The organism is uncultured Gimesia sp., from assembly GCF_937919775.1.
Classification (GTDB): Bacteria; Planctomycetota; Planctomycetia; order Planctomycetales; family Planctomycetaceae; genus Gimesia.
Genome location: NZ_CALFPF010000174.1, coordinates 1 through 8,086 on the forward strand (window position 1 = coordinate 1; position 8,086 = coordinate 8,086).

At 50.0% G+C, this 8,086-nt stretch carries 5 protein-coding genes; 1 reads left to right on the top strand and 4 read right to left on the bottom strand.

Annotation, left to right across the window (positions count from 1 at the left end):
- Positions 1–5 precede the first annotated feature (5 nt).
- Complete coding sequence (locus Q0294_RS04745; protein WP_299461451.1) at positions 6–548, bottom strand: inorganic diphosphatase; 543 nt, start codon at positions 546–548, stop codon at positions 6–8.
- 64 nt (positions 549–612) lie between these two features.
- Positions 613–1,125, bottom strand: a complete 513-nt coding sequence (locus Q0294_RS04750) for an FKBP-type peptidyl-prolyl cis-trans isomerase (protein WP_299461453.1) — start codon at positions 1,123–1,125, stop codon at positions 613–615.
- A gap of 284 nt (positions 1,126–1,409) precedes the next feature.
- On the opposite strand from Q0294_RS04750, the gene Q0294_RS04755 reads away from it, so the two are divergent.
- Positions 1,410–1,832, top strand: a complete 423-nt coding sequence (locus tag Q0294_RS04755) for a GNAT family N-acetyltransferase (protein ID WP_299461455.1) — start codon at positions 1,410–1,412, stop codon at positions 1,830–1,832.
- Positions 1,833–1,904: 72 nt separating this feature from the next.
- Here Q0294_RS04755 and Q0294_RS04760 read toward each other — a convergent pair whose 3' ends face one another.
- Together Q0294_RS04760 and Q0294_RS04765 are read right to left on the bottom strand one after the other, a co-directional pair.
- Positions 1,905–2,534 carry a peptidylprolyl isomerase gene (locus Q0294_RS04760; RefSeq protein WP_299461457.1) on the bottom strand — a complete coding sequence of 210 codons (630 nt, stop codon included), beginning with the start codon at positions 2,532–2,534 and terminating at the stop codon, positions 1,905–1,907.
- A gap of 284 nt (positions 2,535–2,818) precedes the next feature.
- The gene (locus Q0294_RS04765) at positions 2,819–7,840 is read right to left on the bottom strand and encodes a hypothetical protein (RefSeq protein ID WP_299461459.1); all 5,022 of its coding nucleotides are present in this window, start codon (positions 7,838–7,840) and stop codon (positions 2,819–2,821) included.
- Positions 7,841–8,086: the final 246 nt, after the last annotated feature.

Here is an 8,086-nt window from a genome sequence, read left to right on the forward strand (position 1 = left end):
AGATCTTATAGAAAGCCGCGGCGTCTCTGGCTGCTGTATCTCTGCAGCGAATCTTCGATAATGGGAAAAGCCGCTTCAGCGGACTGAAACTCTTCGACTTCCACCGTTTTTCCTTCCAGCATTTTATAATCCTGAAAGAATCGTCTCAGCATCGCCAGCCGATGGGGCGGGAGTTCCGATGCTTCCATAAACGGATTGTATTCCGGATCATTCACGGCAACCGCCAGAATTTTATGGTCCGGTTTACCGCTGTCGATCATGGTCATCACTCCAATGGCCCGTGCATCGAGAATGGTTAACGGATCAACGGGCTCCTGACAGAGGACCAGTACGTCGAGCGGGTCGTCATCTTCAGCCAGAGTCTGGGGAATGAACCCATAGTTGGCGGGGTAGTGAACCGCTGAATAAAGCATACGGTCCAGCCTGAGCAGACCCGTTGTTTTATCCAACTCGTATTTCACTTTGGAAAACGTGGGAATTTCAATCACGGCAGTGAATTCGCGAGGCAAATTCTGCCCGGGAGTCACATCATGCCAACAGTGAGTCACAGATACTCTCCTGAATCATTAGCGAGATAAAATCGGAAAATCGGCTGATATCGAGCAGCATCAACTAATTTACTTTAAACAGTTCCACTTTAAAATGCAGTGTGGCGTTGGCCGGAATCACAGGTGGTGCACCACTGGCACCGTATCCCAGATCGGGTGGGATAATCAGTTCGATTTCCCCGCCTTCACCAACCAGCTGCAAACCCTCGGTCCAGCCTTTAATGACGCCTCCCAGAGGAAACGAAATCGTTTCTCCCCGTTTGTAGGAGCTGTCAAATTCGGTTCCGTCTTCGAGTGTGCCCCGATAATGCACGGTCACACTATCCTGAGCCTTCGGTTTTTTGTCGCTGCCTTCACGAACAACGCGATATTTCAAACCAGAGGAAGTCGTTGAGTAGCCAGGCGCACTTTCGTCAGTCACTTGAGTATCCATTTCTTTCTGAGTGGTCTTAGCGGGGCGTGTTTCAGATTCTGCTGCGGCGGGTTCTGCCTGTGATCCCTGCCGTAAGTTGTTCCCACAGCCGGAAAAAGTCAGGCAGATCAGACTGCAATAAACTAAAAACTGAAATTTTTTCATTGGAATATTACCTTATTAACAGGCAAACAATTATACTTGCGGCCCTATTCACAGGAATGGTCCTGACGGATAACATAACTAATAGGCCTTCAGGTTGCACCTTCAGCGTGTCCTACTTTTCATGACTTCAGAAAAAGAGTGAACGATCCGGCTGAAAAACCAGACTGACAAACGACTGCAAATCAGGAAACCTCTGAATCTCAGGCTCGCGTTTTGAGCCTTGCCAGAGCAGATCAGACCTGTTTCCATTCAAAATACTAATTGTTTAATGAAGATTCTGAGCCATGATAGACCATATTCACATACGTACCACAAAACAGGATGATATCATCAAACTGACTGAGTTTATTGTCCCTTTTGTGGAGCAGGAGAAAATTCTGCCTCGGACATCGGATGAACTGGAAGTACTGGTGGAATCGGGCTTTGTAGCGGTCGAAGAAAATGACGAAATCGTCGGTTTTGCCTCGCTGGAGATTTACTCACGCAAGTTGGCGGAAATTCGCAGCCTGGTCGTTGCCGAGCATCGGCAGGGAATTGGCGTCGGCAAAAAACTCGTGACGGCCTGTGTGGAAAGGGCTCGTCAAAGAAATATCCTGGAAGTGATGGTGGTGACTTCCTCAGATACCTTTTTTCAAAGCTGCGGTTTTGATTTTACTTTACCCGGCGAAAAAAAGGCGTTATTCATTCAGCCTCATTTAACTGACTAGAGCGCATCCGATTTAACCATGGTAAATCTGGACGCAGGCTGGCTTTCGACGACCCGTTATTTCTGCACAATTTTATTTCTGCACAATCGTGGCTTTGGTAATGTAATCCAGTCGGGGAAATTCCTGTTTCAGGTATTGATTGCCTTCATCCTGGATTCGCCCCTGTGCGGGGCCGCGGCCTGAGGGAGCACCTTCACCATAGCCTGAATAGAGTGCATCAACCACTTTCATGCCTTCTGCGGAAATGTAGCCGAACGGTGCAAAACCGTATTTATCCAGGCGACGGTTGTCTCCGAAATTGATGAAAAACTGCGTCGTCCGTGAATCAGGGGCGCCTGTTTTCGCGAATGAAACATAACCCCTGAGATTGGATTTCGAAACGGGATCGTCCTGAATCGTCTGCTCGCGCCATTTCTGCTGCGTCACCGGATTTCCGTTGATCCCCACCTGAGCCATGAAGCCTTCAATCACTCGAAAAAAAGCACACTCATTATAAAATCCGGAATTCACCAGTTTGTAAAACCGGTCTGCCCCATTCGGAGACCACTTTCGAGTGACATCGATATAGAATGTCCCTTTGGTCGTCTCCATTTTAACACGATATACTTCAGGAGCCTGGGCTCGAACTTCGGCTGCAGCCCCGATTAAAACAGAAGAAATAAGAGTGACAGCTACAATCAGAAAAGTCTTTATTGAGAACACAACTAACATTCCTTTTTTCAATTATTGGAATGGGATTCCATCAACGCCAACAGGAGTCTAATGGATTTCAGGTGTTCGTCACAAGAGCGATTCAGAATTCCTCTGTCGGGAAGCGGTCTGAAGTTGCCGTGTCTTTTAAGAAATAAAAAAAGCCGCCGCGAATCAGGGGGGGGAGAATTCGCGACGGCCAGAGCCCGGGGCTGCTGACGATCAGCCCCACTGCAGATCCCGCGATCTGCAAGTTCCTGGAATCGTCTGACTAACCAGACGATTCCTGTTTCCTATTAGTATCCGAGGAGTGCCTCTTCCTCTTCTTCCTGAATGATGATTCTGGGGGTGACCATCATCATCAGACTTTCGGTTTCACGTCCGACACCAGTGTTCTTGAACAGACGACTGATGTAGGGAAGCTTATTCAAAATCGGCACACCAGCCATACTGCGTCCTTCGCGGAGTCGTTTGACACCGCCCAGGAGAACAGTACCACCATCGGGCACACTAACCGTTGTGGTCACAGTCACTTGTTCAACAACCGGCTGCTGGATGGTAGTAGTACCCAGACCACCGCCCTGTTGACCCTGCTGGCCTTGTTGACCCTGCTGGCCTTGCTGACCACCTTGCTGGCCACCCTGCTGACCGCCACCGGCACCACCGATACCGCCGAGACCCGCTCCCACACCGTTACCAAAGTTTCCGCCACCCTGCTGACCAAGCTGGCCACCTTGCTGGCCACCCTGCTGACCTTGCTGGCCTTGTTGGCCGCCGCCGCCGCTGCCCCCCTGGAAGGAGAAGGTAAAGACGTCGGTCACGTTGGTGAAGTTTGGATTGACTGAGAGTCGTACATAACGTCGGTCTGCAGAGATCACAGCTGAGACTGTCAGTGAGACCCCTTCAGGAATATTTGCGATAACAGGAGTGAACCCGACAGCAAAGTTACCCACGGTTGGTACCAGACTGATCACGAAAGGCCGCGATACGTTACTGGTCACAAAGGCAACCTGACCGTTGAAGAGTGTCACTTTCGGTGCAAACATCAGGTTAGATCGTTCATCTGCCTGAGCAGCATTGATGAAGAAGAAAGCTTCAATGTCACTCAGAATCGCCAGACCAACATTCACACCGGCGTTTGCGTTGAAGCTGCCGAACTCAGGCACACCGATTTCAAATGATCCCTGTCGGAACTGAACGTCGAGGTCCGGAGTGAACGTTTCTGGAGAAGCCATTCCGACTACGGTACCTTTTTTGGGCCAGGTATCGAAGTTGAGCAGTGTTCGTGTCGGCGGGTTACTGAAGGGGGCAACACCCGGCCCACCGGGCTGCCCGGTAGACGTTGTCTGGCCTTGCTGACCACCTTGCTGACCACCTTGCTGACCACCTTGCTGACCACCTCCTTGCCCCGCCTGATTCACAGTCGCCTGACCAAATCCGGGAACAGCAGATCCCGTGTTGGTCACTGTGGGGTTTCCAACCGTATCCTGTACGTTGAAGTCGAAGTCGACACCAATTCGCTCAAAGAATCGGTCGGAGACGGTCACAAACCGGACTTCGATCGTGACTTGCAGATCCTGCAATCTTCGTAACTGTTCGAGCAGGTTGGCAATTTCGTCGTGTACTTTTTGTGTCTGACGAATTACCAGACTCAATGTTGTTTCAAAAGGTCTCACACTGCCGGCACCACCAATTTCTTCCCAGGAGTCGGGTTCGACCGTGGAGACGATCAGTTCTGTGAGTGAATCAAAGTCGATATTCGAACCACCGCCGGCTACCTGAGCTGTGGCACCGTTATTGTTCCAGGGATTGGAACCGGGGACACCACCCATCATGGGATCAGGAACCTGGAAGTTTCCGGGAGCGGCCTGATTTCCGCCAATACCTGACCCGTAACTGACTGCCCCCATCTGACTGTAGGGATTGCTTCCCATACTGCCGCTGGCGGCAAAGTTCGGGATCGGTACGACAAGGTCTGCAACGGGGTACGTTTGAGTATTCAGAGTACCCTGCTGACGAATGCGACTGGTGATTTTCAGAACTTCGTTGTTAATGGTGTAAGAAAGATTCAAGGGTTCGAGAAGCAGGTTCAATGCACTTCTCAGCTTGATGCCATTCACATTGATTGTGACGGGAGCATCAGTGGTGACGCCTTCTTCCTCTAATCCCTGGCTGTCCAGGAAGATGTTAATGCCGGTCAACGCCTGGATTTTATTCATTACGTTTGCCAGAGATTCATCTTCGAACTGCAGATTCACAGGACGGTCCAGGCTCTCTTCAATCTGGATTTCTTTTTCTGTTTTCTGGGTATGGTTTTTCGCATGATATTTATCGCGGCGTTTTGTGAGCTCTGCCCATTCCTTGGCATCATGACCATATTTGATGTCGGGAGTGTAGGCATCTGCCAACGCTTCTTCCACGTCGTTCAGCTGTGACCAGACATTCTGCTCTTTGCGATCACGCATGTTGTTATTTGACGTTTCACGTCGCAGGAAGCGTGCTTTCCATTCCATGGTGACCGTCACAGGATTCTGCGGATCGAGATCCTTGGCCTGTTTGGCAACCACTTCCGCTTCTGCAAAGCGACGCTGATCGAGCAGTTCGTTAAACTTCTGCACCAGATCGGCAAGTTCCTGTTCAACCCGGATTTTGTTCTTGATTGTGGAATCAATATATTCTTCTACTTCCTGGTTGCGTTTCTTCAACTCTTCCAGGGGAGCCACCTGCTTGCGGAAGGAGTCGATTGACTCACGAGTCCGCTGCAGAGAACCAATCAGGGTAGACGTTGATTTTTTATTGAGGCTCGAATTTTCGACTTTAGCCATCGTCTGGTCGATAATCCCCAATGCTTCCGTCGGAGCAGATTCACGCATTCTTTCTGCTTTGAAGATCGCATTCAGAACGTCTGATCGCAGGCGACTGAACTCAATTGCCTGTTTCTGTTCAACCAGATCAATCGTGCTGGGTTCTTTAGAGCCTGTTACCGGATCTGTCGATTCTGTCTGATTCTTAACCAGTTTGATTTTATCAGACCGGGAAGGAGCCAATTCGCGAACCGCATCCTGAAGCTGTTGTGCACGGTGAGAGTCAAGTTTTTCACCAGACTGATAAGCTGCCAGAAATGACTGGTAAGCGGCTTCGCGGTTTCCTTCGCCAAGTCGTTGCATTCCCAGATTATACAATTCCAGAGCGGATGCACCGGGATGAATTACGGCGATCTCGCTGGCATCGTTTCTTTTCACGCGAGCTACCGGGCCGGATTGTGCGCCCATTCTCGTTTCCAGATCACGCAGGATTGCCTGTGGGCTATCCTCACCTGGTTTGAAATCCACGCCGACTTTTAATGCTTCCTGAGCATTCACCTGAGCCGACTCAAAGCGGCCAGCCTTAAGATCTGTTCTGGCTTGAGCAATCAGTTTCTGAGAGAACTGTTTTTTGCGTTCATTTTCTGCAGCGTAAAGTTCATCGCGTGAAAGCCCTCCGGGTTGGCCTGCCATCTTGCTGATGTCAGCCAGAACCTGTTCTGGACGGTCTTCAAACAGAGAGTATGCTGTGTCAATTTTTTGTGCAATTTCCGCTTTTTGACGTGCCTCTTCCACCTGGCCTTTGGCAAGATCGTTGCGTGCAGAAGCTACCAGTTGTCGTGCGTATTCCGGATTCGATTTGCCGTCGGTCGATTGAGAAGTCCCAGGATTCAGCCGGGCTTCTGAAGTGACACCAACACGTTGAATGAAGGCGGCAGGAGATTCACTGTCGGGCGCAAATTGGACATCCAGAGTTTGAGCCAGTTTTTGTGCAGATGAGGCCAGCATCAGGGCTTCGTCTTTATTTCCCTGCTGCAAGGCAAGTTGAGCCTGTTCCATCAAACGATTGATTCGAGGTCGGACCGCATCCTGATTCTGCTGTAATCCTTTAATTCCCGAAATCGTGGCTGCTTCATCAGAAATACGATCGATGGCTGCCAGAACCAGTTCCGGACGGTCATCAAACAGGTCGTAAGAAACCTGTAATTGTTGCACCTGCTGCACTTTCTGGCGGGCACTGTCAAAGTCGCGTTTTTTAATATCCAGACGAGCCAGACGTAATAATTCTGTTGCCTGTCCTTTGGAAGGTCCTGCGGGAACAGCTACCGGAGTTCCGGGATTGTTATCTGCGAGTGAATTACCAGACTGGGCACGCTTAATTTCGTCGAGTACCAGTTCCGGTCGATCGTCAAACAGTCGATAGGCAACGTCTTCAAGTTGACTTGCCTGAACTGCCAGTTCGCGAACAGAATCGTAATGGCCAGACTGCATTTCAGCGCGGGCCTGCTCCAGCAGTTTGGCTGCCCGGTCTTTGTTGGCAGATCCTGGTCCTGGTGAGGTTTGTGCAATCGGCGTTGAAGGAGTCGATTGACCGGCAAAGATTTTAGCACCGGTTTTGCGTTCGATTTCAGCCAGAATGTGTTGAGGACGTTCTTCAAAGAGTTTATAGGCAACATCATAATCCTGTGCCTGGATCGCGAGTGTTCGGGCATCATCATAGTTACCGGAATTCAACGCTTGACGGGCCTGTTTCAGTAATACAGCAGCCTGTTCTTTCTCTGTCAGTTTTTTCGTCTGACTTCCATCGAAAGGATTCGCAACCGGCTTTGCAAAAGGATTGTCATTGGCTGGTTCCTGTGTATCGGCAACCTGCATGATTCTCGAATCGTTATCGGAAAATCCGCCAGCCTGTTGAATCGGAGAGCTCTTCTGAGTTCGTTGTTCTGCACGTGCGATTGAAGCCAGGACCTGTTCCGGACGTTCATCAAACGGGCCGTACTCTAATCGCATGGCAGCTGCCTGCCCTGCTTTCTGGCGTGCTTTGGCAAATTCGTTCAGTTTGAGGTCTTCACGGGCAGACTGAAGTAACTGACGGGACAACAGTTTCATCTCTTCCGGAGACTTGCCTGTGCCGCTCGAAAAGTTTGTATTAAATTCGGTATCGGAGGCGGGAGACTGTGCCCGGACAATCTGTTTTCCCTGGGGTGCAGCTGCTCGCTGACGAGCACGACCGAGGTACTCGTTCATCTTGCGAAACTCTGCAGAGGACAATCGTCCGGGAGAGACAGAAGCTTTTTCGAGCACTTCTACCGCTTCAGCGAATTGTCCTCTCTCGTAATATTGAGTTCCCAGACTCAGATAGTAACGAGCCGAGCGTTGTTGACGCTCAGAGATCGGTTGGCCATCTTTCTCGACATCCGCAGCGACCTTCCTGGTCGTGTTGCCAAGATTGGCCAGCCACATTGACGCTGCGATAAGCGTCGTACAGGCCAGTACTCCAAATGCCTTGCCCAATGTAGGTCCCTCCTTCAAGCCAGAACACCAACTTTGATTATGTTTTTTTAGAGGAGTCATCATGACGTCCAACTCGCTATCTAATATGGGTAGGATTCTAGTCCGAAATCCAGATTTAATGCCATACGAATTTCAGATGACAAATCAGGATTTAGAAAAACGAAATGCTCTTGAATATTTGCCACAGGCAAAACTTAACAGTTGATACTGAGAGATATGATTTGATGGATTGTAGATTTGAGATAT